The sequence below is a fragment of the Methyloceanibacter sp. genome, from assembly GCF_041573655.1.
Lineage (GTDB): Bacteria > Pseudomonadota > Alphaproteobacteria > Rhizobiales > Methyloligellaceae > Methyloceanibacter.
Genome location: NZ_JBFFQD010000036.1, coordinates 1 through 21,779, shown reverse-complemented (window position 1 = coordinate 21,779; position 21,779 = coordinate 1). Strand labels below are relative to the sequence as shown.

Here is a 21,779-nt window from a genome sequence, read left to right as displayed (position 1 = left end):
GCGGGCTATGCAACAGCCAACAAGCAAACAGCTTTTCGCGTATTGGGACCACATACGCAATGGGCGCATTGCGCCGCGCCGCTTCGAGATCGAGCCGGCGAAGATTGCCAATATCCTGCGCGAAACTTTCATCGCCGAATGCGCCGGGTTGATGGGGTTCCGTTTCCGGCTGGCCGGCACGCAGATCTGCCAGGAATTCGGCCGTGAGCTCCGCGGGCTCGATTTTCTGAGCTTGTGGTCGTTCGGGGACAAAGACGCCGTCGCCTCGCTGGTCCGCACTGTCCTGCATGACGGTTCGGTCGGCCATGGCACATTCCTGGCCCGCACCGATGCCGGGCGCGAAACGTCCTTTGAGTTTACCTTGATGCCCTTGATCCACACGGGCACGTCGATCAACAGACTGCTCGGCTCAATCACCGCGATCGACCGGCCGTTTTGGCTCGGCACCGAACCTCTGACCACATTCGAGATCGTTGACGCCAAGCTCCTGAGCCCGGACGGCGCCCCTGACTTCATGAAGAGTGGCGGGGCCGACATCGTCCACCTCAACCGCAGACGCTTTCGCGTCGTCGAGGGCGGGCTCTCCTAAGGTTTTCGTAACCAATCTTAAATTTTGAAAACGCGAATCGCTGCCGGTTTGGGGCGATTTAGCTGTTCTTTAAGACGCCTCACGTTACGCGTGTACCTGGCTTGCGGTAATCCCCCCTAAACCCCCACGCAAGCCCAATCAAATTACAGGCGTCAAAACATGGCTGAAACTGCGCTTGCCTTTACAGGCAGAATCCGTGCCGAGCACAAGCGTCCGAAGATTGTGCCGGACCGGCGCAAATACCGCCGCGTACCGGTCCAACTCAACGGCCGCTTGATGACCGAGGACGAGCAGGAGTTTCCCTGCGAGGTCTTCAACATGTCGGCCGGCGGCATGGCTTTGCATACATCCGTGGGCTGCAAGGTTGGCGAACGCATTGTCGCCTATCTGGACCACCTTGGACGTCTAGAAGGCGCCGTGGCGCGCACGCTGCCGAGCAGAAGATGATCATGCCCAATGGCGACGTCCATGCTTGCCGGGTGCTCGATGTCTCCTTGAGCGGCGCTTCGATCGCCATGAGGACGAAGCCACCGATGGACTCCGTCGTCGTCCTCGGCCGACTCCGGGGCCGCGTGGTCCGTCACCACAGTCGCGGCGTTGGTATTCAGTTCGCCGAGGTTCAGGATCCCGACAGCCTCGCCCGGACGTTCGGCTAGACTAACACTAGACTAACCTTTCCGAATTCTTTCGAGCTCGGCGCCCTCGCCCGCTGCGAGGCGCGCCGAGAACCGCAGAAATACGCCATTAGGCACGGTTTGTTCTAAACTAGCTAAAATTTTAGCTAATCCGAGAACATTCAGGTTTGAGTAAGTCTCGCTAAAAATCTGCTACCAAGACTACCGCAAAACGCGGGTATCTTTTATCGGGATCTCAAAACATCTCTGAGATAGTGCTCCTCAACAACAAGAGGAGCGCACAAGTGCTCCTCAACATTCGGGGGGTGCAATGAAACAGTTTATCCTGGGAACAGCGTTCTTGATGTTTATCTCGTCGCTGCCAGCAGATGCCACGAACAACCATGCGATCACGCTCAAGTCTCAAGCTGCTCAAGCTGGGCCGCAGAAGGTGGCGTTCCTTCAGTCCTTTGGCGACACCTTGCCGCCGATCGGCTACGTGAACTTCTGCCGCGAGCGTGAGGCCGAGTGCCGGCCCTCTGATCGCTTTGCAGACCGCGTGCAGCTGAGTTCCGCGAAATTCAACGACCTCAAAGACGTCAACCGGCGCGTCAACGACGCGGTGGCCCCGATCACCGATATCGATCTTTACGGCAAGGTCGAGGTGTGGACCTACCCGGTCAAGGAAGGCGATTGCGAGGATTACGTCCTGCTCAAGCGCCGCATCCTGATCGAGCAAGGCTGGCCTGAGAGCACGCTTCTGATCACCGTCGTCCGCGACGAGAACAATGACGGCCATGCCGTGCTGACGGTGCGTACCGACCGCGGCGACTTCGTCCTCGACAACAAGCAGTCCGAGGTCGTGGCCTGGGCCGACACGCCCTACACCTTCGTCAAGCAGCAGTCGGCGCACAATCCGCTGGTGTGGATCTCGCTCCTGCCGCCCAACCTGGCACCGCAGCCTGCGGTGTCTGCTTCGAGCAACTAAGGAGAGTTCTTTCTAGGCCCGGTGACCATCCCCCACCCATCCCCGACCCAACCGGGCCTTTACTTGAGCCGGTCTCGCAAGAGATCGGCTCTTTTTTTGGGGGGCTGGCGCCTAGAGCTGGAGAGCCAGATCGATCAAAAACGCGCCGATGAAAAGGCTCCACCAGGCGGCAACGAGCGCGGCAAGCCCGAACCAGACCTTCGGCCGCGACTCGATCCACATTCCCCGCCAGGCATTCCGCATCAGGATTGCCGGACCGGCAAAAACCCGCAACAGCACGCCACCCAGCGATGAGAGCATCGAGCTGGTCTGCAGCCCGAAACGCATCGGCTCGCCGGAGACCAGCTGGACGAAGCTCGACAAGACGCCGGCCATGACGAAGCCGACGGCGGTCATATACGTATGGATGATCACGGATTCCATAGCGCCCCACGCCTGAGTACCAGGGGCACTGTAGCGAGGGGCCGCGGGTCACCCGCAGCGAATTCTTAAGGACTGGTTAACGCTCGTGCCGCACCGGCACGTGGGGCCCTATTGGAGATCGAAGCCGAGAATGGCCATCTGGAACTGATAGTCCTTCTCGCCCTCATCCTCGTCGCGGAACAGCACGCCGATGAACTCATCCCCGATATAGACCTCGGCGGAATCGTCCTTCTGCGGCCGCTGGCGGACCTCGATCGAAGGCAGCTGAAACAGCTTCTGCAGATAGGTCTCGAGCTTCACAATCTCGTCTCGTGTCACGCTTGCGCTCCCCTTGAGCTGCTGTCAGCTCTACCGGCGACCGTTCTCGTCGCCTGAGAAAAACTGATCCATCGACAGCGCCGGCTCGGCGCATGAATTGGGACCGATGTCGCGCGCCGGCACACCGGCCATGGTGCGCCGTGGCGGCACGTCCTTAAGGACGACGCTGCCGGCCGCGATGCGGGCGCAATCGCCGACCGAAATATTGCCCAAGATCGTCGCGCGGGCACCGATCATGACGCCGCACCCGATCTTCGGGTGCCGGTTTCCGTGCTCGTTGCCCGAGCCGCCCAACGTCACACCGTGGAGCAGCGAGCAATTGTTGCCCACAACAGCCGTCTCGCCAATGACGATGCCCGTGGCATGGTCGACCATGATGCCACGGCCGATCTTCGACGCCGGGTGGATGTCCAGCTGTAGGAAGCGCGACACCAAACTCTGTAGATAGAGCGCCAAGTCCTTGCGGCCGGCGTTCCACAGCCTGTGACCGACGCGATAGGTCTGAAGGGCATGAAACCCCTTGAAGTACAGCAGCGGCTCGATCAGCCGGTCGCAAGCGGGATCGCGCTGCGCCCAGGCCATCAGGTCGGCGCGGAACTCTTCGCCAAGCGTCGGATCCGCATCCAACACCTCATGGAAGGTCTTATGTATGAGCCCCGGGTCCAGCACCGCGTGCTGAAGGCGCCGCGCCAAGCGGTGGCACACCGCGTCTTCGAGGCGCGCGTGGCTCAACACCGACGCATAAAGAAAGCCGCCGAGCGCGGGCTCCTGCGCGCTGATCTCTTCGGCCTCGCGCCGCACCTGGCTCCAGACGGGATCGTAACTCTTGATCTGCGGCTCTGCCGCGATTGCTGGCTTGCTCATGGCATAAACCTCACTTGAGCCCCCGTAGCAGGATCGCACCCTTGCGTCTACCACGAGAGATCAGATCGTTAAGCCCTAGGGACGAGACGTTAAAAAGTCGAGCACGCCCATCTTGAACCGTGAATCGCCCACGGCCCTCATGTGGTCCCGTCCCGTAATCTCTAGAAATTGGGCACCGGGAATGAGCTCCGCAAGGGCCGCGCCCGAGCCGCCGATCACATCTTTGCTGCCCACGGCCACCAGAGCCGGCACCGTGATATTGGCGAGCTCTTCTGGGAGCACCTTCTCGCGGGGCCCGCGCATGCAGGCGGCAAGCGCCTTCAGGTCGCTCTTGGTCTGCTCGGCAAAGAGCCGGAAGCTGCGTGCCGTCTCGTTGGTGACGTCCTCCAGCCGCGGCGCCTCGAGCGCCTTGGCGAGCGGCCCGGAGCCCACCATGCCGCGGACCATGTGACTGCCGAGGCCGCCGAAGACCACGCTGCGCACGCGCTCCGGATGGGCGAAGGTGAGAAAGGCCGCGATGCGCGCACCCATGGAATAGCCGAGCACGTCGGCGCGTTCGACGCCGAGATGATCCAACAGCCGCCTTGCGTCCTCCGCCATCTGCGGGGCGCCGTAGGCCTCCGGATCGTAGAGCTTCTCGCTCTGCCCATGCCCGCGATTGTCGATTGCGATGACGCGCCGCCCACTCGCCGTCAGCGTCCGCACCCAGCGCGGGTCGACCCAATTGGCGGCCACATTCGAGGCAAAGCCGTGGATGAGCAGGACAGGGTCGTCCTCCCCTTCGTCGAGATAGGCGATCCGTACACCGTCTGAATCGAAGCTCTGCATTCTTGCCCTACCGCTTTGCTCCAAGGGTCACTATGCTTCCCGCTCATCGGCTTCAAGCGCTAGACGAACAGGACATCATGGCCCAAACGCTCGTGCCCCATTTCGTGAACGACATAGGCGTCGACCGGATCAGCATCGGCGTCAAGGAATTCCAGTGCATGGGTGCCGCACCGCCGCAGGATCACCCGCACATCTACCTGGACATGGGCGGCGAAAGCCAAGTCATCTGTCCCTATTGTTCGACGCTCTACGTCTATGACGGCGCTCTCAAGGAGACGGAGAGCAAGCCGGACGGCTGCGTCCACGTCGCCACCGCGCCACCTGGCGCGCCGGCCGCCTGACGCGACTTAACCCATGACAACGCCTAAGCCCGTCCTCATCGCCGGCGGCGGCATTGGCGGGCTCTCTACCGCCATCGCCCTGGCGCGCGAGGACATCGAGGCCACGGTCCTGGAACGCTCCACCTTCACCGAGGAGAGCGGCGCCGGTATCCAGCTCGGACCGAACGCGACGCGAATCTTGCGGGCGCTCGGCGTGCTCGACCTGCTTCTTCCCTCCGCGTGTCGGCCGGAGGCAATTTGGCTCTTCGATGGATTGAGCGGACGCCGGCTCGCCGAAGTCCCCTTGGGCGATACCGCAGAACGCCGTTATGGCGCACCCTACATCACGCTGCACCGGGCGGATCTGCATGCGGGCTTACGGGCAGCGGCCGATGCCGCCGCGCCCGTCTCGCTGACATCCGGTTTCGACGTCTCTGGCATCGACGCCAATGGCGAACTCGGCGTCACCGATCTCGACGGAACCGGATTACAGGGTTCCAGTCTGATCGGCGCCGACGGGCTATGGTCTACGGTGCGCAAATGGATGGCCCCCGACGCCAAGCTTGCCTTCTCCGGCGCGACGGCCTTCCGCGCGCTGGTGCCACGCGCGCAGCTTCAGGCGCCTTTCGACGCGCCGGTCGTGGGGCTGTGGCTCGGGCCGCGCGCGCATCTCGTCCACTATCCCGTTCGCGCCGGCGAGGCGCTGAACGTCGTGGCCGTGATGGACGGCGGCCAAGAGGCCCAAGGTTGGAACCGGACGACGGACGCAAGCGCCTTGCACGCCGGCTTCACGCGTTGGTGCAAGGAGTCGAAATCATTGCTTGATCGGGCGGAGGACTGGCGCGCCTGGTCGCTCTTTTCGCTTGCCCCCCTTCGGCATTGGAGCCGGGGCGCAGTGACACTTCTGGGCGATGCGGCGCACCCGGTGCTGCCATATCTGGCGCAAGGCGCAGGGCTTGCGATTGAGGACGCGGCGACACTCGCCAAATGCTTGGCCGGCACGCCCGACGATCCTGCAAAGGCATTCCGCACCTACGACGCAGCGCGCCGGCGCCGCGCGCTGCGCTTGCAAAACACTGCGCGCCGCTTCGGCTGGGCCTATCACATGCGCGGACCTGCGCGTTTGGCCCGGAACGCATCGCTTCGCGTGCGCAGCCAGGAGGCGGCTTTGCGCCAATTCGATTGGCTGTACGGCGGAGAATAACGCTCGACGTGCGGCAAAAATCCACCAAACCGCCTACCGGTTTCCAGCGACTTTCGACGGCGCGCCGACTATGCTTGCCTGACACTGAGATTCTCGCCACTGCACTCAAGGCCGCCACCATAAGCGGTTGAAATTTCTACACACTTGGTCGTCTCATCGATGCTGCTTGCCTTCGTTACACTCACGCCCTTTCTCGGCGCGATCCTCCCTTTGCTGGCGATCCGATTTGGGCGCAATACCTGCGCGCTCGCCGCGGGCGCGGTGACCCTGACGGCGCTGGTGCTGCTGATGTCGCAAGCACCGGCCGTCTATGACGGCGAGGTCATCACCTGGGGCGTGCCCTGGCTGCCGATGATCGGCATGTCCTTTTCGTTCTTCCTCGACGGACTGGGACTGTTCTTCGCCGCGCTCATTCTCGGCATGGGCCTGCTGATCATTCTCTACGCGCGCTACTATCTCGGGTCCGACGATCCGATGGGGCTCTTCTATTTCTATTTGCTGCTGTTCCAGGGCGCGATGGTCGGCATCGTGCTCTCGGACAACATTCTGCTGCTGATCGTCTTCTGGGAGCTGACGAGCCTCACCTCGTTCCTGCTCATCGGTTATTGGAGCGATCAGGCCGCATCGCGTCAGGGCGCGCGCATGGCGCTCGTGGTAACCGGCGCAGGCGGGCTCGCGCTCATCGGCGGGATGCTGCTGCTCGGCCACATCGCCGGCTCCTACGAAATTTCAGAGATCCTGCAACGCGGCGATGTCATCCGCTCCTCACCGCTGCTCTTGCCGACGCTGCTGCTCATCTTAGGCGGTGCCTTCACCAAGTCGGCGCAGTTCCCGTTCCACTTCTGGCTGCCGCATGCCATGGCCGCGCCAACGCCGGTGTCGGCCTACCTGCATTCGGCCACCATGGTGAAGGCGGGGCTGTTTTTGCTAGCGCGGTTCTGGCCGGTATTTGCCAGCACCGACGCCTGGTTTCTTATCGTGGCGCCGGTCGGTCTCATCACCATGCTGATCGGCGCCTGGATTGCGCTGTTCAGAGACGACCTCAAGGCGCTTCTCGCCTATTCGACGGTCAGTCATTTGGGCCTCACGACCATGCTTCTCGGCATGGCGACGCCGCTCGCGGCGATCGCCGCCGTGTTCCACATTCTCAATCACGCGACCTTTAAGGCCGCACTGTTCATGAGCGCAGGCATCGTCGACCACGAGGCCGGCACGCGCGACATCCGCAAACTCGGCGGCCTGCTGACGCTCATGCCCATCACGGCGACGCTCGCCTTCATCGCCTCTGCCTCCATGGCCGGCATCCCATTGTTCAACGGCTTTCTCTCAAAGGAGATGATGCTCGAAGAGGCCTCGCATACGGTCTATGCGGGGTATCCGTGGATCTTCCCGGTCCTGGCGACACTCGCCGCGCTTGTTTCGGCCGCCTACTCCTACCGCTTCGCCATCAGCACGTTTCTGGGCAAGCCTCGCGACGACTATCCGAAGAAGCCCCACGACCCGCCGGTCGGCATGTGGCTTCCCGTCGCCATCCTCATCGTGCCCGTGATCGCCATCGGCATTCTTCCGGCCTTGACGGCCGGCGCCATCGTCGAACGCACGGCGCTCGCCGTCGTCGGCGGACAATTGCCCGAGTACAAGCTTGCGCTCTGGCATGGCGTCACACCCGCCCTTTGGATGAGCGTGATCGCGCTTGCCGGCGGCGCCTTACTGTTCACCGCCTACCGCCAGGCCGAGGCCCTGCATCGCGTCTTTGCCGGACCGGAGGCAAAGCGGCTCTACGATGCGGCGATCGCCGCGCTAGTCTCCGGCGCCCGCGCCTTCACGGACGCAACCCACAACGGGTCCCTGCCCCGCTATGCGGGCATCATCCTCACGGCGATCGTCGCCGTCGGCGCAACCGCGTTCTTGAGCGCGCCATACGCGGCAGGCACCCGTGAGGTTATTCCGGTCGAATTTCCCGCACTCGCCGCTTGGGTGGTCCTGGCGGCGATCTGCGTCGCGCTGCTCTTCTGGCATCGCGAAAGGCTGCTTGCCCTCGTGCTGACCAGTGGCGTCGGGCTGATCACCTCGCTCGCCTTCCTGGAGTTCTCCGCGCCGGACCTGGCATTGACGCAAATCTCCGTCGACATCGTGACGACTATTCTGCTGCTCCTCGCCCTCAATCTCTTGCCGAAGACCTCACGCGGCGAAACCCCGCTTGCCGGACGCTTGGGACGCGGCACGCTGTCGGCGGCGGTTGGCCTCGGGGTCGGTGCCCTCGCCTACGCGATCATGACGCGCGACTTCCAGTCGATCTCCGACTACCACCTTGCGGAAGCCAAACCTGGGGGCGGCGGCACCAATGTCGTCAACGTCATCCTCGTCGACTTCCGTGGTTTTGATACGTTCGGCGAGATCATCGTCCTCGGCATCGCCGCGATCACGATCTTCGCGCTGCTGGACACGGCGCTGAGGGGCGCCGCCGCAAAGACCTTAGAGTCGATCCGCTCGCCCGAGCAGAGCAAGGACGCGCATCCGCTAATGCTGGTTGTCGCGACACGCGTGCTGTTGCCGCTGGCGCTTACCGTAGCGGTCTTCATCTTCCTGCGCGGGCACAACCAACCCGGCGGCGGCTTTATCGCCGGGCTTATCGTCGCCGTCGCCCTCATCATGCAGTATCTGGCGAGCGGTTATGCCTGGGCGGCGGAGCGGACCAGCGTCGACACCCAAACCGTGATTGGCGCGGGCGTCGCCATCGCCGGCCTTGCGGGCCTTGGCTCCTTATTCTTCGGCTGGCCGTTTCTGACGAGCACTTACACATATGTCGAGCTGCCGCTTATCGGCGAGATCGAGCTCGCGTCCGCCATCGCTTTCGATCTCGGCGTTTTCCTTGCGGTCGTCGGCGTCGTGATGCTGTCTCTCGCCCAAATCTCGCGCGTCGAGGAGCGCGCCGAACATGAGCCCGTCCCCGAAGGCCCCATGGATGTGCCGCTGAAAAAAGGCCGCATCGTCAGCTCGAACGGGCAGGAGAGCTGACATGGAGCTTCTCGTCGCCAGCGCAATTGGTTTGATCACCGCCGTCGGGGTCTATCTGATCCTCCAGCAACGGACCTTCCCCATCGTCGTCGGGCTGACCCTGTTGTCGTATGCGGTGAACATCTTCCTGTTTGCCGCAGGCCGGCTTGCGGTCAACCAGCCGCCGATCCTCACCGGCGCCGACGCCTATGCCGATCCGTTGCCTCAAGCCCTCGTGCTGACGGCCATCGTCATTTCGTTCGGCATGACGGCCCTGATCGTCGTGCTTGCGTTGCGCGGCTTCCTGGAGACCGAAACGGACAGCGCGGACATTCCGCCAGACGATCTCAAGGCGGACAAACGATGACGGCGGGTTTCACGACAGATTGGGTGATTGCCCCCGCCATTCTGCCAGCGATGACGGCGGCGCTGTTGATCGTGGCCTGGCGCCGCGACATCCAAATGCAGCGGATCGTGTCCGTCATTTCCGCCGTGGCGCTGCTCGGCATCGCGCTGTTCCTGTTCGACCTTGCGAGCGACGGCACGGTTCGGGCCTATCGCGTGGGCGCCTGGCCTGCCCCCTTCGGCATCGTGCTCGTGCTCGACCGCCTTTCGGCCCTGATGCTGCTGCTTGCGGCGGGGCTCGCACTCGCGGTCCTCATCTATGCGCTGGCGGGATGGGACAAGCGAGGACGCCACTTCCACGCTTTGTTTCATTTCCAGCTTCTTGGTTTGAACGGCGCCTTCCTCACCGGCGACATCTTCAACCTGTTCGTGTTCTTCGAGGTGATGCTGATCGCCTCCTATGGGCTCATGTTGCATGGCGCGGGCGCACGCCGCTTGCGCGCCGGCTTTCAATACGTGGCCATCAACCTCGTTGCTTCGACGCTGTTCCTGATTGCCGTCGGCCTGATCTACGGCATCACCGGCACGCTCAACATGGCGGACTTGGCCCAAAAGGTGCCGCAGGTCACGGCCGGCAACGAAGCACTGCTCAAGACCGGGGCGATCCTTCTGTTCCTGGTCTTTGCGATCAAGGCCGCCTTCGTGCCGCTGCATTGGTGGCTGCCGGCAACTTATGCCGCGGCCTCGGCGCCGGTGGCCGCCTTGTTCGCCATCATGACAAAAGTCGGCGCCTACGCAATCATCCGCATCTTCGGCACGATCTTCGGCGACGGCGCGGGCGCGCTAGCAAACATGGTGATTCCCTGGATTCTCCCCGCGGCACTCCTCACGCTGGCTGTCGGCACGATCGGGCTTCTCGCCAGCCGCAGACTGCTCGACCTCGCCGCGTTCAGCATCGTCGCCTCCATGGGCACGCTGTTGATCGCCATCAGCCTGTTCGACGTCGATGGCCTGACGACCGCGCTCTACTATCTCGTGCACAGCACGCTCACAGGCGCCGCGCTATTCTTGATCGTCGACCTCATCTCTGAACGGCGCGGGGAAACGCTCGATTGGCTGGTCCCGGCGAACCCCATCAGCCAGGCCCCGATCCTGGGCACCTTGTTCTTCCTCATCGCGCTCGGCGTTGTCGGCCTGCCGCCGCTGTCCGGCTTCATCGGCAAACTCATGGTGTTGGATGCGACCTATGAGACGCCGCATGTCTGGCTGATCTGGGCGCTGGTCCTCGTCGCTTCTCTGATGATGACGATTTCATTCGCGCGCGCCGGCAGTGTTGTATTCTGGAAGACAGACGGTAGGACCACCGGCGCCACCTGGGCAACGGCCGCGATCGCGCCAATGGCCGCCGTAGCGGTTCTGGTGACGGCAAGCGCAGCGTTGAGTGTCTTTGCCGGTCCCGCAGTCGAAGTATTCCACGCAACGGCGGTACAGGCGCTCGATCCGGCAGGCTACATCGACGCCGTGCTGACCAGCCAAGCCAACGCGCAACCGACAGGACAGTGAGCATGTTCAAATCACTGGTGCCCCATCCGCTTCTCACACTGCTCATCCTCCTCGTCTGGATGATGCTCAACAGCGTGTCGTGGGGCGCGGCCATCCTCGGTCTGACCCTCGGCGTCGCGATCCCACGCCTCACCAGTGCCTATTGGCCCAGCAGGCCGCTTATCAGCAGCCCGCTCACGATCGTCACCTACGCCCTCATCGTGCTGTGGGACATTGTGGTGGCGAATTTCCAGGTCGCCTATCTGATCTTGTTCCGCCGCGGAGACTCGCTCCGCTCGCAGTTCGTGACCGTGCCGCTCGACCTCAGAACGCCCGAAGCGATTACGGCGCTCGCCGGAACCATCACCATGACGCCCGGAACGGTCAGCGCCGATCTCAGCGGCGATGGGCGCGCACTCCTCGTCCATTGCCTCGAGACGGACGACCCGGAAGCGACCGTGGCGACTATCAAGTCACGCTACGAAACCAGACTGAAGAGGATCTTCGAGAGATGATCGAAATTGCGTCCATGATCGGGTTCGGCGCCATCGGCGTGGCGATGCTGTTGAGCCTTTACCGCTTGCTCGTCGGCCCTGACATGGCGACCCGCGTGCTCGCCCTCGACACGCTGACGATCAACGCCATCGCGCTCGTTGTGCTGGTGGGCATCTATTTCGGCAATGAGATCTATTTCGAGGTCGCATTGCTGTTCGCGATGGTGGGCTTTCTCACCACCGTTGCCTACTGCAAGTACATGCTGCGCGGCAACGTGATGGAGTAAAGAGATGACCGAATTTGGCGACTTTGCAATTGCGGCCCTGATTTGCCTCGGCGCTTTTTTTCTGTTTGTCGGCTCGTTCGGCCTTGCCAAGCTGCCGGACCTGATGCGCCGGCTGCACGGCCCCACCAAGGCGACGACGCTCGGCATCGGCTCGATGCTGATCGCCTCGATGCTCTATTTCATGCTGAAGCATGACATGGTCGCGATTCAGGAGCTCCTGATCACGACCTTCCTGTTCCTGACCGCGCCGGTCACCGCGCTCATGGTGGCGAAGACGCACATCCTGCGCGACAAAAAGAGCCGCAAGAAACTGCCACCCACGGGCCGCGACATCGGCTGGGCCGTGATCGACGGCCCCGAAACGGAAGACTAACGGAGTACGCCATGTTCATCGCCATGAACCGCTTCAAGGTGAAGAAGGGATCGGAAGCCGACTTCGAGCAGGTCTGGCTCACCCGCGAAACGCATCTTGAAGACGTGCCGGGCTTTATCGAGTTTCATCTTCTCAAAGGGCCCGAGCGCGACGATTACGTGCTCTACGCCTCGCACAGCCAATGGCGCTCGCAAGCCGACTTCGAGGCCTGGACGCGCTCGGAAGCCTTCCGCAAGGCGCATGCCCGCGCTGGCGAAGGCAAGCCGCTCTATCTCGGCCATCCCGAGTTCGAGGGCTTTACGCCACTCCAGGAGGTGTATGCAAAAGGCGCCGCTGCCGAATAGGCGCTCGCCTAGTCGCCGCCAAAACCGGTGGCCTTGCGCGTGAGATTGAATCTCGGCACGCCCTTTTGCGGCATGAACATCTCGACGCAATTGCCCGGACCATCGGTGAACACCCAAGGGTGCGTGACATAGGTGTCGATCCGATAGCGCTCCCCGGGCTGGAGGCTGGCGTAGTTCACCAGGGTTCCGTTGAAGTCCACCCAGTCGACGTGGCGATATTCGCCACTCTTGTTGACGAATGTAACTGTGACCGGCGTGTTGGAGTTTTTCGACTTCACCTTGCCGAACATAGAGCATGATGCTGCCTCGGCATCCCCGGACAGACCGGCAAGCGCCAAGATAACCAACGCCGACGCAAACGCCGCTTTACAGAATCGCATGGGCCTCACCATTCCTGCCAGCATCAGTTCACCCGCCGCACCTGGACGAGGTTGTCGGAGAATGTCGGCGCGTGCCCCAAACTGGCAAAGTTGTCCGAACTGATCGAGTTCACTGACCCGTCCGAGCGGTTGAGGCTGCGCCAATAACCGAGCGTCGCCACGACCACGCCCTGGTTCACATCGTCCGTGACGCGCGCAAGTCCCTCAAAGTCGCCTCGGCCGTTGTATACGCGCACGGGATCGCCATCGCGGATCGAACGAGCCTTCGCATCCTCTTTGCTGATCAGCACGAACTGCTCGCCCTGGCCTTTGATCTTGTGCTCTTCGTTGGCGTAGCACGAGTTGAGGAAGCCGTGGCTCTTCGGCGATATGATATTGAGCGGGTATTGATCGGCGAGATTGGGATTGGTCTCCACGCTCTCGCGCGGCGGCAAATATCCCGGCAGCGGGTCAACGTCCTCGCCCGACTGGTTTTCCTCGTACATCATGCGGAACGGCGGCGCGACGAAGTTCTTCGCGCCTTCGACCATGAATTCCACCTTGCCAGACGGCGTCGGGAAATTGCCTTCAGCATGAGGCAGGCGGTCGTCCGGCGTGCCGACGGCGAGATGGAAATAGCCGTGCTGCCGGAAGTGTTCCATGTCGATGCCGCCCATCTGCGGCGCGTCCCATTGAACGTAGTGCTCAGCGAGTTCCATGTCGCTCATGGTGAAGCGCGGATCGTCGTCGAAGCCGAACGCCTTGCCAAGTAAGCGGAAGATCTCCGCATTGGACTTCGCCTCGCCGCACGGCTCGATCGCCTTCTCGTTGAGCGTCAAATAGAAATGCCCCCAGGAGAACATCATGTCGTCGTGCTCGCCGGCCATCGTCGCGGGCAGAATGATGTCCGCATAGGCCGCCGTGTCCGTCACGAAGTGCTCGGCGGTGACGAAGAACAAATCTTCGCGGGAGAGCCCCTGAACAATACGATTGGTTTCCGGCGCCTGGCTCACGGGGTTCGTGTTGTAGACAAAAAGCCCCATGATCGGCGGGTCGAGATTCATGTCGCCCATAAGCGCCTTGCCGAGCTGCAAATTGTTCACCACGCGGGTGCCAGGCCGAATGTAGTCGGGACGCGAGACACGTCCCCAATCCACCGGGAATTCCCAGAGTGGCATTTGCAGGAGGCCGCCGCCCACATGGCGCCATGACCCGGCAAGCGCCGGGATCGCGCACACCGCGCGTATGGTCTGCCCACCGCCCGCGTGCCGCTCGAGCGCGACACCCATGCGGATCACCGATGGCTGCACCGTGGCGAACTCGCGGGCGAACTTCGAGATGTCCTCAGCCGCAACGCCGGTGACCTTCTCCACATAGTCCGGCGTAAAATCGAGCGCGCGTTGGGCGAGTTCCGAGAACCCGACCGTGTGTTTGTTGACCCACTCGTCATCAACATACCCACCGCGGATCAGCGCCGCGATGATGCCCATGGCAAGTGCACCGTCCGTGCCGGGCTTCGGCGCGATGTGCCAGTCAGCCGCCTTCGCCGTGCGTGACCGATAGCTATCGATCACCACGACCTTGGCGCCCTTCTTCTGGGCTTCGAGCACAAACGGCCAGTGATGCAAGTTGGTGGAGATCGAGTTGCAGGCCCAAATGACAATGTACTTGGAATGCACGAAACTTTCGGGGTCGACGCCGCCCGTGGGCCCGACCGTCAACAGCCACGCGGTCGAAGATCCCGAAGCGCAGAACGTCTTCTCGTTCACTGTGGAGCCAAGCCGGTTGAAGAACGCATCGCCGCAGGTGAGCCCCTGCACCAGCCCTTCATTGCCGAGATAGCTGTACGGCATGATTGATTGGCTGCCGTGTTTGGCGATGATGTCCTTCCAGCGCGATGTAATCTCGGCGATCGCCTTGTCCCAAGAGATGCGCTCGAACTGGCGGTTCCCCTTCGGGCCAACGCGCCGCAAGGGATGGAGCACGCGGTCGGGATTGTAGTGGTGATCGTGATAGTCCTTGAGCTTCACGCACAGCCCACCCCTTGTCATCGGGTGTTCCTTATTGCCCCGGACGTCGACGAGCTTGCCGTCAGCAACCTCGTAGATCATGGCACAAGTGTCGGGACAGTCGTGGGGACACCCTCCGAAAAACCTGTCGCGCTTGGGCTGTTCATTCATGCTGGCTCCTCCCTCATCCCGTCTAGCGGCTCTTGATGGCCACTGATCTGCATCAGAGTACGAAGGTCGGAGACCTTTGTCGATTCAGCACCGGCACGGATTGGCGATGGGCGCCCAACGTCCTAATTTTCCGCAGGAAAGCGCAGCCCTTAAGCGCGAAAGCCCATCCAGCTGAAGACCAGCAGGACAATGACAAGGGCCGCGATGGTAAGCGGGCGGTTGCGAAACTGCGGACCAACCCACCTGCCGTTGAAGATCAGGAGAGCGAGCGCCAGGACTGGAAACAGCAGCGCGCCGGTAACAGCGTAGGCCAGTTGGATATCGCGAAAGCGCCAATAAAGTCCCGCTATGGGCACGATAGCGATGAGCAGAAGGTAAGCCCGATACGGCGCTGCGCGCGTGTCGACGCGGGCAACCTCGCTGCTTGGCTGGCGCTCCAGCAAGCGCCAGCAATCGGCGAAGAGATATGGGATGGACTGCCACACGCCGAGAAGACTTGAGAACACCGCGCCCAGCGTGCCGATGAGAAACAGCCACTTGCCGAACGGCCCGAGCAGTGCCTCGAGCTGCTCCGACAGCGTCACGAGCAACGTCGCGCCGCTGCCGTCGATACTGATGGTCGAACCGACGATGACCATTGCTAGGCCAAAGATTGCCGTCGCCACATAGCCCGTGACGAGATCGATGCGGCATGCGCGCAAGTCTTGCCTGTCGGTCAGCCCTTTTTCGCGCAACCAATAGCCGTAACAAAGCACGGTGAGCGTCCCGCCGACGCCGCCGATCAGAGCGAGCGTCCACTTGACCCCCTCCCCGCCCGCATCCGGAATGCGCGGGATGAATAGCCCCTCCAGAACGGGGACCGTTCCCGGCCAGAGCAGCGCGGCCGTCAGCACGACGGTGACGAACATGATTAGAATGCAGAAACGCATGACGGTCTCAAACACGCGATAGCCGCCGAACCAAACGATGGCGAGACCGATCAGGCTCGCGGCGATGCCGAACACGACCTTGCCGCGTGCGGCGTCCTCGAAGACCGGCAGCATCGCGTAAAGCGTCACGCCACTCGCGCTCATCAAGGCCGAGCCCACGAAGAAGGACCACAGCAGGAGATAAGGCAGAAAGCACCAAATCACGCCGCGGCCCAGACGGCTGACAGCGCCTTCCAGCAGCGTTTCGCCGGTCGCCAGTTGCCACCGCGCCAGACCTTCTGTCACCACGAACTTGAAGAACGCACCGACGACCACGGCCCAAAGGACGGCCAGTCCCAAAATCCCGCCAACGAGACTGCCCGTGGCGAGATCGCCGGCACCGACACCGGTCGCCGCAAGCAGCAGCCCGGGCCCAATGAGAAAGAATGTTCCGCTCTTGGAAGACGACATCCGGCGCAAACTAGCGGGTGCAGGCGGCGGGAGTCGAATTCGGTGCGGCTCTCCTATAAGCTAAGCTTTCGCACGACCGTTCAAATGAAACCGGTCATTCGACGCATTTGCCCTTGGGGAGGCTACAAGAGATGCCATTTTCGCTCGCTCAACTCATCGTTTGGTTGATCATAGGCGTGATCGCTGGCTCGCTGGCAGGAACCGTTGCGACAGCAGGCGCCGGTCTAGGCCGTTGGACCAGCGTTGGTGTCGGTCTGGTCGGCGCATTGATTGGCGGCCTCATTTTTCACCTATTCGGGATCTGGCCAGGCCTCGATGCGATTTCCATCTCACTTAGGAGCATCGTTGCAGCCTTTATCGGCTCACTGATCTTTCTGCTGCTTCTTTGGATCTTCAAACGCGGACAGGGCGGCGCCTAGTCTGACATCAATCGCTCTGTCTGGTTGGGAGCGACTCCTTGGCTACTCGTTTGGCCATTAGCCGACGTTGAGGGGGCTTGCCGAAGGTTGGTAATGAAGTTGGCTACGGCAGTCCGGTTGCTTAGCGGGGTGGGATATTGTCTCCCGATCGTCGCCGTGGGGTTGGCATCGTCGCCCCTTGCCGCCAACGAATCTTGGCTCGAATTCGTCGGACAGTCCGAACCTGTCGAATGGATCCCGCCGTCTCAGAGCGACAATCCAGATGCGATCGATCCAAACGTTGACGATCCCTACGACATTGTCGACGAGGGCTGGGAGCCTCTCAAGATTGGACCTGTGCGGGTCGGCGGCGCCTTCCGCTTCAACTACATCTACAAAGACTGGGACGAGGACTTTCAAGGACTCGGCGAACTGGCCTTCGACACCGCGCGGATCAATCTCGACCTGGACGACGATGCAAGTCCGATGTCCGGCTCCTTCGAATACCGGTACTACCGGGACAAGTTCGCGGACGGTCACGACTATTCGATGATCCATCACGCCTGGATCGGGCGGAAGTTCGGCGAGCGGCGCGAAGTACAGGCCGGCATAACGAAGGTCCCCTTCGGCATCCTGCCTTACGCATCGCACAACTGGTTCTTTCAGTTGCCGTACTATCTCGGGTTCGAAGACGACTACGATCTCGGCGTGAAGTTCATTGGCGACTACGCGCCCTGGAACATTCAAGCGGCATACTTTGCACGCGATGAGGGGAACTACTTCGGCGACAGCGACGACAGCGCGCGCTACGCCTACGATCTCGTGCGCGAGGGCACGAACGGCAATGCCGAACGTGACCAGTTCAATGGTCGCTTGGCCTACACGATGGAACCTCGGGAGGGGTACAGCACGGAGATCGGCGTTTCGCTGATGGTCGGAGACATATCGAACGACAACCCGCTAGGAGGCGATGGAAGCCGGTATGCGATGGCCGCGCATCTCGTCGGGAATTACGACCGTTGGAATCTCATGCTCCAGGCGATCCACTACAACTTTGACCTGAACAACGACCCAAACCGCGACGCGAGTCCAAACGGAAGCTTCGTCGTCCTAGGCGCATACGATGCGGAGTATTATGTGGCCTCGGTCGCGAGCGTCTACACCGCAGGACTTGCGTATACCCTTCCGGTCGATTGGCAACGCATCAAGTCGCTCACCTTCTATAATGACTTCAGCTTGATGGATAAGCAGGAAAGCGACTTTCACGACAGCATGCAGAACGTGCTCGGCTGCGCCGTAGACGCCGAACCGTTCTATATTTACATCGACCTCGCCATGGGCAAGTACCACCCCTGGCTTGGCGGAGATTGGACCACCGCCCTTGCCAGCGGCGGCCTGGAAAGCGACTGGCACACGCGCTTCAACATCAATGTTGGGCTCTACTTCTAAGCCCATGGTGTGGAGTATCCTCATAAATTGCGGCTTGGGCCGGAACAGGCTCCTCGGAAGGTTCCCACATCGTGCGCAACATTAGCTTCCGGGCCACTCTCCTCACCCTCATGCTGGCCGTGCTGCTCACTGCGGTGGCACTGATGGGGACGGCCGCCTATCTGTATGCGCGATTCGCTGTGCAGGACCTCGGCGCACAAGTGATCACGCAAGCGTCCGCGCGCGTCGAACAACATGTGCAGCATGCGTTGGACGTTGCCGAGGAAGAGGCGGACACGGTCACCACGCTGATACAAGAACGCTGGCTCGATCCCGAAAACGAAGAGCACGCCAGCACCTACTTCCTTGCCGCGCTTGAGGCACGGCCGAGCCTGTCCTACCTGTCGTTCGGCATGCCGAGCGGAAAGTACTATCACGCCCTCCGCGACCGCGATGGCGGGCTCAGCGTCTTGCAGCTAACGCCCGAGGACGATGGAAGCCGCCGCCTCTACGAATTCAATGTTCAGCCTGACGGCGCGCCGGAAGTGGTTCGCGACATTCCACAGTCCAAGCGCACCCCGCCCTATGACCGGCCCTACTACCGCGCGGCGCGCGATGCAGACGAGGCGATCTGGACTGAGTCGTATGTGTTCCTCGGATCCGGAGAGTCGTTGGACGTTCCAGGGGTGAGCCGTGCCGTGCCAGTGAAGCAAGCGGATAACGACAGCCTCGCCGGCGTGCTGACCGCCGATTTCGATCTCCACGCGTTAAGCCGCTTCCTTCGCAATGTCACTTTGGGGGATGAAGGGTTCTCCTTCCTGGTGGAGGTTACATCGGACGGCACCCCACGGGTTATCGCCCACCCGGCGGCAGCGGACCCCGATCCCGACAAGCGGCTCGACCTGACCGAACCGTCTCCGGACGGCGAAGGCCGCGTTACCGTGCGCGCCAACGAGATCAAAGAGCCGCGCGTGGTCAAGTTCCTCGATGTGCTTGGTGACGATCTCTCCGCGGTGCCGGCGGATCTCCAGAACGTACGATTTGAAACCGATGGCCGTTCATATATCGGCGGCTTCCGGCATCTCGGCCGCGAGGGAGGCCCGAACTGGATCATCGCCATGTTGCTGCCCGAGGGCGAAGTCTTCGGCGACGTTCAGCGCATGGCGCGGCTCATGCTGTATCTCGGGCTCGGCGGTGTACTCATGGCTGCCGTGCTCTCCGTGCTGCTCTCAAAACGCATTGCCGGAAGTTTGAGCGCAATCGCCGCGGAGACCCGCGAGATCGGACAATTCCAACTGGAGCCGAAACCCCCGATCCAAAGCCGCATCCGAGAAATCGCCACGCTGGCCGGCTCGGTCGAGGAAATGAAGACGGGCCTGCGATCCTTCCAGAAATACGTGCCCGCAGACCTGGTGCGCCTACTGCTTGCGTCCGGGGAGGAAGCCAAGCTCGGCGGCGCCCGGAAGGAGATCACGATCTACTTCTCCGACATCGTCGGATTCACCTCAATCTCCGAAAGCCTTTCCCCCGAAGAGCTTGTCGACTTGCTTGCGCGCTATCTCGACGAGATGACGGGCGAAATCCTTCGCAACGGCGGGACAGTCGACAAGTTTGTCGGTGATGCAATCATGGCCCTTTGGGGCGCACCCCGCCCTCACAAATGGGACGCGCTGGCGGCGTGCCGTGCGGCACTTGCCAATCGTACGAAGCTGGCGGAACTCCGCCAAGAGTGGGCCGAGGCCGGCCTGCCCGCGCTCCACGCGCGTACCGGCATCCACACCGGGCCGGCCATCGTCGGCAATTTCGGCAGCCCCAACCGCCTCGACTACACAGCCATGGGAGACACGGTCAACGTCGCCAGCCGGATCGAAGGTCTCAACCGGATTTTCGGCACGGAGATTTTGATCAGCGAAATCACGCGTAAAGCGGTCGATGAGGTTATGTTCACGCGCCCGATCGACATGGTCGCCGTCAAAGGACGCAAAGAAGGCATCTTGATCTATGAGTTGATCGGCGAAGCAAGGACCGTCTCGGATGCGGATCGGCGTTTCGCGGAAGTCTATGGCGAGGCGCTCGATGCGTATCTGGACCGCAAGTGGGACGCGGCCCATAAGGCATTCAAGGCTGCCGCGAAGCTGAACCCCGAAGACACCGCAACGCGCATCATGCTCGAGCGTTGCGAGGCGTACCGCGCCTCACCCCCACCGCCGGATTGGGATGGTGTGTTCCGCGCGCCGAAGTAAGCGAGGGAACAGGTGGTGCGGACGGCGGGAGTCGAACCCGCACGGGGGTTGCCCCCCTCAGGATTTTAAGTCCTGTGTGTCTACCAGTTCCACCACGTCCGCTGACGCCAAACCACGTCTGACGATAGCGCCTGAGCCATCTGTATAGACGGAGTCTTTGCGCGAGGGAAAAGCCCTTAGACCGGAAAGGACAGCTTCTCCCGCGAAGGGCCTGGACGGATAAGGCCCGGCCGGAGCTGAAAGAAACGTTCAGGTCTTGGGTGGCGCCTCGTCCTCTGACTCACCCGCGCCCTCGTCCTCAGGCTCCTCCGCATGTTCCTCACCCTCAGGCGACTCGGATAATGAGTCTTCTAGCTCTTCGGGCTCTCGCTCCGGCTCGGGTTCCGGCTCGTCCGCGGGTTCCGGTTCCGGTTCGGGCTCAAACTCAGGTTCTGCCGCCTTCACGAGAGCCGGAACTGGCGCAGGTCCGCTTTCCTCAAGCGGAACCTCCTTGAACCCCGTCTCCAGGGTCGCGCGCAACAGAAGGAAGATCACCACCGCGTTGAGCAAATGCCACATGAAGTGCGTACCGACGTCGCGCCCATCGATCGTCACCTCATCGCAGAAGACAAAGTCGAGCGAGCGCAGGAGGACCGAGACGATAAAGACCACCGCGGCGCCGAGAACATAAGGCGCGGCCCTGTGGCGACGCTCGGCCGCCAGCATGCCGACGATGATCATCGCGGCGAGCGCCGGCAAATAGGACATGCTCCCGTTGAGGCAGGTCTTGGAGCCTTCCACCGTACCCGCAAGGCCAATGCCGCCGTCCCAGCAATGCACTTGCGCGGCCGCCGCCATGAGCCCGGCGAAGCCCGCCACGAGCAGCACCGTCCAGCCGGGCGGCACGCTCAAGAAGCGGTTCAACGCAACACCGAGATAGACCAGCATGAACACGGTGATGGGGATCACGTCGGCCAGCTCCGTGCCTGCGGTCGCAAAGAGATGGAACGCGAGGCTGCCGAGCCCAATAAGAAAGACGAGCGCGATGAGGAGATAGTGGTCCGCGCTGCGCTGCTCGCGCGGCCGCCAGAGCAGGCACTGCCAAAAGATCAGCGCGGCGAGGAAGAAGCCGGCGTTGGAGACGGCGTTAAGCGGTTCAGCCCAAAGCGCCGTGTCAGTGCCGCGCTCGCAATATTGGAACACGTGCTCGCCAAGAGTCATGGCCCCTTTTCCTTTCGACCCGTGAACTAGGAAAGAACCCTTCCCGCCGGCGAACATTCCGC

The 21,779-nt window shown here is 62.1% G+C and carries 24 protein-coding genes and 1 tRNA gene; 16 read left to right on the top strand and 9 right to left on the bottom strand.

What is annotated here, in order from left to right; translation table 11 throughout:
- The 4 genes from ABY454_RS09150 to ABY454_RS09135 form a co-directional block, all read left to right on the top strand.
- Nucleotides 1-589 (top strand): PAS domain-containing protein (locus tag ABY454_RS09150; protein WP_372930039.1); only part of this gene is annotated, 589 nt, incomplete at its 5' end.
- Nucleotides 590-748: 159 nt separating this feature from the next.
- Complete coding sequence (locus tag ABY454_RS09145) at nucleotides 749-1,036, top strand: PilZ domain-containing protein (protein ID WP_372930037.1); 288 nt, start codon at nucleotides 749-751, stop codon at nucleotides 1,034-1,036.
- A 2-nt stretch (nucleotides 1,037-1,038) separates the two neighbouring features.
- Entirely contained in the window at nucleotides 1,039-1,245 is a 207-nt protein-coding gene (locus ABY454_RS09140; RefSeq protein ID WP_372930035.1) for a PilZ domain-containing protein, read from the top strand.
- Nucleotides 1,246-1,534: 289 nt separating this feature from the next.
- Nucleotides 1,535-2,191: a transglutaminase-like cysteine peptidase gene (locus ABY454_RS09135; protein WP_372930033.1), complete on the top strand. Its 657-nt coding sequence runs from the start codon at nucleotides 1,535-1,537 to the stop codon at nucleotides 2,189-2,191.
- Between the two features lie 111 nt (nucleotides 2,192-2,302).
- Here the strand turns inward: ABY454_RS09135 and ABY454_RS09130 are convergent, their stop codons facing one another.
- The 4 genes from ABY454_RS09130 to ABY454_RS09115 form a co-directional block, all read right to left on the bottom strand.
- Nucleotides 2,303-2,614, bottom strand: coding sequence for a hypothetical protein (locus ABY454_RS09130; protein WP_372930031.1), 312 nt, complete (start codon nucleotides 2,612-2,614; stop codon nucleotides 2,303-2,305).
- Between the two features lie 108 nt (nucleotides 2,615-2,722).
- Nucleotides 2,723-2,932 carry a DUF3126 family protein gene (locus tag ABY454_RS09125; RefSeq protein WP_372930029.1) on the bottom strand — a complete coding sequence of 70 codons (210 nt, stop codon included), beginning with the start codon at nucleotides 2,930-2,932 and terminating at the stop codon, nucleotides 2,723-2,725.
- Between the two features lie 30 nt (nucleotides 2,933-2,962).
- Nucleotides 2,963-3,796 carry a serine O-acetyltransferase gene (gene cysE, locus ABY454_RS09120; RefSeq protein WP_372930027.1) on the bottom strand — a complete coding sequence of 278 codons (834 nt, stop codon included), beginning with the start codon at nucleotides 3,794-3,796 and terminating at the stop codon, nucleotides 2,963-2,965.
- A gap of 75 nt (nucleotides 3,797-3,871) precedes the next feature.
- Nucleotides 3,872-4,624, bottom strand: coding sequence for an alpha/beta fold hydrolase (locus ABY454_RS09115; RefSeq protein WP_372930025.1), 753 nt, complete (start codon nucleotides 4,622-4,624; stop codon nucleotides 3,872-3,874).
- Nucleotides 4,625-4,701: 77 nt separating this feature from the next.
- On the opposite strand from ABY454_RS09115, the gene ABY454_RS09110 reads away from it, so the two are divergent.
- From ABY454_RS09110 to ABY454_RS09070, 9 genes are all read left to right on the top strand, one after another.
- Nucleotides 4,702-4,965 (top strand): zinc-finger domain-containing protein, encoded by a 264-nt coding sequence (locus tag ABY454_RS09110; RefSeq protein ID WP_372930023.1) that lies wholly within the window; start codon nucleotides 4,702-4,704, stop codon nucleotides 4,963-4,965.
- Nucleotides 4,966-4,978: 13 nt separating this feature from the next.
- A complete protein-coding gene (locus ABY454_RS09105; RefSeq protein ID WP_372930021.1) occupies nucleotides 4,979-6,148 on the top strand; it encodes an FAD-dependent monooxygenase in 1,170 nt (389 codons plus the stop codon).
- A gap of 144 nt (nucleotides 6,149-6,292) precedes the next feature.
- Nucleotides 6,293-9,166, top strand: a complete 2,874-nt coding sequence (locus tag ABY454_RS09100) for a monovalent cation/H+ antiporter subunit A (RefSeq protein WP_372930019.1) — start codon at nucleotides 6,293-6,295, stop codon at nucleotides 9,164-9,166.
- A gap of 1 nt (nucleotide 9,167) precedes the next feature.
- The gene (locus ABY454_RS09095; protein ID WP_372930017.1) at nucleotides 9,168-9,512 is read left to right on the top strand and encodes a Na+/H+ antiporter subunit C; all 345 of its coding nucleotides are present in this window, start codon (nucleotides 9,168-9,170) and stop codon (nucleotides 9,510-9,512) included.
- A complete protein-coding gene (locus ABY454_RS09090; RefSeq protein WP_372930015.1) occupies nucleotides 9,509-11,053 on the top strand; it encodes a monovalent cation/H+ antiporter subunit D in 1,545 nt (514 codons plus the stop codon). The genes ABY454_RS09095 and ABY454_RS09090 overlap by 4 nt, the downstream gene beginning before the upstream one ends.
- Before the next feature lie 2 nt (nucleotides 11,054-11,055).
- Entirely contained in the window at nucleotides 11,056-11,547 is a 492-nt protein-coding gene (locus ABY454_RS09085) for a Na+/H+ antiporter subunit E (RefSeq protein WP_372930013.1), read from the top strand.
- Entirely contained in the window at nucleotides 11,544-11,813 is a 270-nt protein-coding gene (locus tag ABY454_RS09080; RefSeq protein WP_372930012.1) for a K+/H+ antiporter subunit F, read from the top strand. Before ABY454_RS09085 ends, ABY454_RS09080 begins: the two co-directional genes overlap by 4 nt.
- A 4-nt stretch (nucleotides 11,814-11,817) precedes the next feature.
- Nucleotides 11,818-12,186 (top strand): Na+/H+ antiporter subunit G, encoded by a 369-nt coding sequence (locus tag ABY454_RS09075; RefSeq protein WP_372930010.1) that lies wholly within the window; start codon nucleotides 11,818-11,820, stop codon nucleotides 12,184-12,186.
- Between the two features lie 11 nt (nucleotides 12,187-12,197).
- On the top strand, nucleotides 12,198-12,530 hold the full coding sequence (locus ABY454_RS09070) for an antibiotic biosynthesis monooxygenase (protein ID WP_372930008.1): 333 nt from the start codon (nucleotides 12,198-12,200) through the stop codon (nucleotides 12,528-12,530).
- Nucleotides 12,531-12,538: 8 nt separating this feature from the next.
- On the opposite strand, the gene ABY454_RS09065 is transcribed toward ABY454_RS09070, so the two are convergent.
- From ABY454_RS09065 to ABY454_RS09055, 3 genes are all read right to left on the bottom strand, one after another.
- On the bottom strand, nucleotides 12,539-12,910 hold the full coding sequence (locus ABY454_RS09065) for a hypothetical protein (RefSeq protein ID WP_372930006.1): 372 nt from the start codon (nucleotides 12,908-12,910) through the stop codon (nucleotides 12,539-12,541).
- A gap of 23 nt (nucleotides 12,911-12,933) precedes the next feature.
- Nucleotides 12,934-15,069: a molybdopterin-dependent oxidoreductase gene (locus ABY454_RS09060; protein ID WP_372930004.1), complete on the bottom strand. Its 2,136-nt coding sequence runs from the start codon at nucleotides 15,067-15,069 to the stop codon at nucleotides 12,934-12,936.
- A 149-nt stretch (nucleotides 15,070-15,218) separates the two neighbouring features.
- The gene (locus ABY454_RS09055; protein ID WP_372930002.1) at nucleotides 15,219-16,448 is read right to left on the bottom strand and encodes an Nramp family divalent metal transporter; all 1,230 of its coding nucleotides are present in this window, start codon (nucleotides 16,446-16,448) and stop codon (nucleotides 15,219-15,221) included.
- Nucleotides 16,449-16,579: 131 nt separating this feature from the next.
- On the opposite strand from ABY454_RS09055, the gene ABY454_RS09050 reads away from it, so the two are divergent.
- The 3 genes from ABY454_RS09050 (at nucleotide 16,580) to ABY454_RS09040 (ending at nucleotide 20,517) form a co-directional block, all read left to right on the top strand.
- Nucleotides 16,580-16,867, top strand: coding sequence for a GlsB/YeaQ/YmgE family stress response membrane protein (locus tag ABY454_RS09050; protein ID WP_372930000.1), 288 nt, complete (start codon nucleotides 16,580-16,582; stop codon nucleotides 16,865-16,867).
- 129 nt (nucleotides 16,868-16,996) lie between these two features.
- Entirely contained in the window at nucleotides 16,997-18,295 is a 1,299-nt protein-coding gene (locus tag ABY454_RS09045; RefSeq protein WP_372929998.1) for a hypothetical protein, read from the top strand.
- A 71-nt stretch (nucleotides 18,296-18,366) separates the two neighbouring features.
- Nucleotides 18,367-20,517, top strand: coding sequence for an adenylate/guanylate cyclase domain-containing protein (locus ABY454_RS09040; protein ID WP_372929996.1), 2,151 nt, complete (start codon nucleotides 18,367-18,369; stop codon nucleotides 20,515-20,517).
- Between the two features lie 13 nt (nucleotides 20,518-20,530).
- Here the strand turns inward: ABY454_RS09040 and ABY454_RS09035 are convergent.
- Nucleotides 20,531-20,619, bottom strand: a tRNA-Leu gene (locus ABY454_RS09035).
- A 147-nt stretch (nucleotides 20,620-20,766) separates the two neighbouring features.
- Entirely contained in the window at nucleotides 20,767-21,717 is a 951-nt protein-coding gene (locus ABY454_RS09030) for a ceramidase domain-containing protein (RefSeq protein ID WP_372929994.1), read from the bottom strand.
- Nucleotides 21,718-21,779: the final 62 nt, after the last annotated feature.

Coding starts and splice junctions, on each gene's coding strand:
- ABY454_RS09145 (WP_372930037.1), top strand. CDS start 749: ATGGCTGAAACTGCGCTTGCCTTTACAGGCAGAATCCGTGCCGAGCAC.
- ABY454_RS09140 (WP_372930035.1), top strand. CDS start 1,039: ATGCCCAATGGCGACGTCCATGCTTGCCGGGTGCTCGATGTCTCCTTG.
- ABY454_RS09135 (WP_372930033.1), top strand. CDS start 1,535: ATGAAACAGTTTATCCTGGGAACAGCGTTCTTGATGTTTATCTCGTCG.
- ABY454_RS09130 (WP_372930031.1), bottom strand. CDS start 2,614: ATGGAATCCGTGATCATCCATACGTATATGACCGCCGTCGGCTTCGTC.
- cysE (WP_372930027.1), bottom strand. CDS start 3,796: ATGAGCAAGCCAGCAATCGCGGCAGAGCCGCAGATCAAGAGTTACGAT.
- ABY454_RS09115 (WP_372930025.1), bottom strand. CDS start 4,624: ATGCAGAGCTTCGATTCAGACGGTGTACGGATCGCCTATCTCGACGAA.
- ABY454_RS09110 (WP_372930023.1), top strand. CDS start 4,702: ATGGCCCAAACGCTCGTGCCCCATTTCGTGAACGACATAGGCGTCGAC.
- ABY454_RS09105 (WP_372930021.1), top strand. CDS start 4,979: ATGACAACGCCTAAGCCCGTCCTCATCGCCGGCGGCGGCATTGGCGGG.
- ABY454_RS09095 (WP_372930017.1), top strand. CDS start 9,168: ATGGAGCTTCTCGTCGCCAGCGCAATTGGTTTGATCACCGCCGTCGGG.
- ABY454_RS09090 (WP_372930015.1), top strand. CDS start 9,509: ATGACGGCGGGTTTCACGACAGATTGGGTGATTGCCCCCGCCATTCTG.
- ABY454_RS09085 (WP_372930013.1), top strand. CDS start 11,056: ATGTTCAAATCACTGGTGCCCCATCCGCTTCTCACACTGCTCATCCTC.
- ABY454_RS09080 (WP_372930012.1), top strand. CDS start 11,544: ATGATCGAAATTGCGTCCATGATCGGGTTCGGCGCCATCGGCGTGGCG.
- ABY454_RS09075 (WP_372930010.1), top strand. CDS start 11,818: ATGACCGAATTTGGCGACTTTGCAATTGCGGCCCTGATTTGCCTCGGC.
- ABY454_RS09070 (WP_372930008.1), top strand. CDS start 12,198: ATGTTCATCGCCATGAACCGCTTCAAGGTGAAGAAGGGATCGGAAGCC.
- ABY454_RS09065 (WP_372930006.1), bottom strand. CDS start 12,910: ATGCGATTCTGTAAAGCGGCGTTTGCGTCGGCGTTGGTTATCTTGGCG.
- ABY454_RS09060 (WP_372930004.1), bottom strand. CDS start 15,069: ATGAATGAACAGCCCAAGCGCGACAGGTTTTTCGGAGGGTGTCCCCAC.
- ABY454_RS09055 (WP_372930002.1), bottom strand. CDS start 16,448: ATGTCGTCTTCCAAGAGCGGAACATTCTTTCTCATTGGGCCCGGGCTG.
- ABY454_RS09050 (WP_372930000.1), top strand. CDS start 16,580: ATGCCATTTTCGCTCGCTCAACTCATCGTTTGGTTGATCATAGGCGTG.
- ABY454_RS09030 (WP_372929994.1), bottom strand. CDS start 21,717: ATGACTCTTGGCGAGCACGTGTTCCAATATTGCGAGCGCGGCACTGAC.